1 protein-coding gene and 1 pseudogene are annotated in these 2422 nt (G+C 68.2%); both read right to left on the bottom strand.

Annotated elements, in window-relative coordinates:
• A partial coding sequence (locus tag ACIQNU_RS43770; protein ID WP_401378312.1) for a condensation domain-containing protein occupies positions 1 to 2125 on the bottom strand: 2125 nt, incomplete at its 3' end.
• A 105-nt stretch (positions 2126 to 2230) separates the two neighbouring features.
• A pseudogene (locus ACIQNU_RS43765) lies at positions 2231 to 2407 on the bottom strand (AMP-binding protein); the annotation flags it as partial.
• Between the last annotated feature and the right edge of the window lie 15 nt (positions 2408 to 2422).

Here is a 2422-nt window from a genome sequence, read left to right as displayed (position 1 = left end):
CCCCACCCGACACCACCGCCACCACATCCGGACCCACCACAGCCCGCTCCGCAATCAACCCATGCACCCCACCAACAACCCCCGCCACCTCCACCCCAGTGTCATTCCACCCACGCACCACCACATCCCACTCATCCGCACCCAACACCGACACCTCACCCACACACCGACCCGCATCCCCAGCGACAGCATCCAACAACGTCACCAGATGCCCCGCCATCCGCTCCACCGTCGCCGCATCGAACAACGCGGTGCTGTACTGGATCTCTGCGGCGAGAACGCCTTCGGTATCAGCAAGCGCCAACGCCAGGTCGTACTTCACCGGGACGGGACCGCTGTGGGTGGCCGCATCGGCGGCTGACCTACTCGCTGTGTCGGTTCCGTTGCCGCCTTCTCCCTGCTGAGGGGCGCCCGGGTCCGCCGCGACATAGCTGAAGAGCGTCTGGAAGAGCGGGCTGCGCGAGCGGTCGCGCTCGACATCCATGGCGTCCACCAACTGCTCGAACGGCAGGTCCTGGTGGGCGTAGGCAGCGAGCGCGGTCTCACGTACGCGGCCTAGGAGTTCGGCGAACGTGGGGTCGCCGGACAGGTCGGTGCGCAGCACGAGGGTGTTGACGAAGAACCCGATCAGATCCTCGGCCTCGGCCCGGTTCCGGTTCGCCACCGGCGTGCCGACCACGACGTCATCCGAATCCGCGTACCGGCCCAGCAGCACATTGAACGCGGCCAGCAGCGTCATGAACATCGTCGTGCCGTGTTCCTGGGACAGCGCGCGCAGCGCCTGTGCCGTGCCGGCCGGAATGATGAATCGGCTCACCGCGCCTTCGGTGGAACGCACCGCCGGCCGCGGCCGGTCGGTCGGCAGCTCAAGCGTCGGAACGCCCGCCAACGTGCGCCGCCAGTAGTCCAGTTGACCGTCGAGTACGTCACCGGTCAGCCACTGCCGCTGCCAGGCCACGACATCCGCGTACTGGAACGCGAGCGGCGGCAACGGACTCGGCTCACCCGCGCGGAACGCCTCGTACAAGGCGGACAGCTCGCGCTGGAGGACGCGGTCCGACCGCTCGTCGAAGACGACGTGGTGGATGACCAGGGAGAGTACGTGCTCGTCCGGCGCGACGCGAACGAGCATGGCCCGCATCAGGGGGCCGTTCGCCAGGTCGAACGGCGTCAGGGTGTCCTTGGCGAACATGTCGTTCGCGACGGTGTGCGGGTTCACACTCCCGGAGAGGTCGAGGAGTGGGAGAGGCGTGGGTGCGGGCGGGTCGATGACCTGGTACGCCACACCGTCCTCGCCCGCGACCAGCCGGGTCCGCAGGACCTCATGGCGGGCGACGATCGCGTCCAGCGCGGCACCCAGAGCCGCAAGGTCCACGTCACCGGTCAGCCGCAGACGCGTCGACATGTTGTACTCCGTCGAGCCCGGCTCCAACTGATCCAGGAACCAGAGACGCTGCTGCGCGAACGACAACGGCAACGGCTCGTCCCTCGCGACGGCCGTCATCGCCGGCCCGGCATCACCCCGCCCGGACGTCTCCATCACCGCCGCCAGACCCCGCACGGTCGGCCGGTCGAAGAGCGCCGACAACGCCACCTCGACCCCGAACGCCTCCCGAATACGGGAGATCACCTGCGTCGCCAGCAGGGAGTGGCCGCCCAGATCGAAGAAGCTGTCCGTGGCACCAACACGGTCCGCTCCAAGGACCTGGGCCCAGATACCCGCCAGCAACTCCTCGGCGACCGTGACCGGAGGAACGAATACACCCTCCAGCTCACCCGAAACCCCGTCCGGTTCGGGGAGTGCCTTGCGGTCGATCTTGCCGTTCGGGGTGAGCGGCAGCGCGGCCAGCTCCACGAACAGCGACGGCACCATGTACTCCGGCAGACTCTCCCGCAACCACTCCCGCAACACACCCACCGACGGAACACCATCGGCCTGCACCGCCGGCACCAGATACGCCACCAGACGACGCCCCACACCCTCCCCACGACCCACCACCACCGCGGAACCCACCGCCGGGTGCGCCATCAGGGCAGCCTCGATCTCACCCGGCTCAATACGGAAACCACGCACCTTCAACTGCTCGTCCCCACGCCCCAAAAACTCCAGCCTCCCATCCGCCAACCACCGCACCCGGTCCCCCGACCGATACATCCGCGAACCATCCGCCGCGAACGGATCCGCAACGAACCGCTCACCGGACAGGCCCGCACGACCCAGATAGCCCCGCGCCACACCCGCACCACCGATGAACAACTCACCCGCCACACCCACAGGCACCGGATCCAGCCGGCCGTCCAGCACATACACCCGGGTATTGGCGACCGGTGAACCGATCCCCGCCACCCGGTCCGCCGACAACCGCTCACACGCCGACCACACCGTGGTCTCCGTCGGCCCGTACATGTTCCACACCCCCGC

Source organism: Streptomyces sp. NPDC091292 (genome assembly GCF_044757265.1).
Taxonomy (GTDB): Bacteria; Actinomycetota; Actinomycetes; order Streptomycetales; family Streptomycetaceae; genus Streptomyces.
The sequence above is the reverse complement of the archived record's forward strand: the minus strand, read 5'-3'. Positions and strand labels throughout refer to the sequence as shown.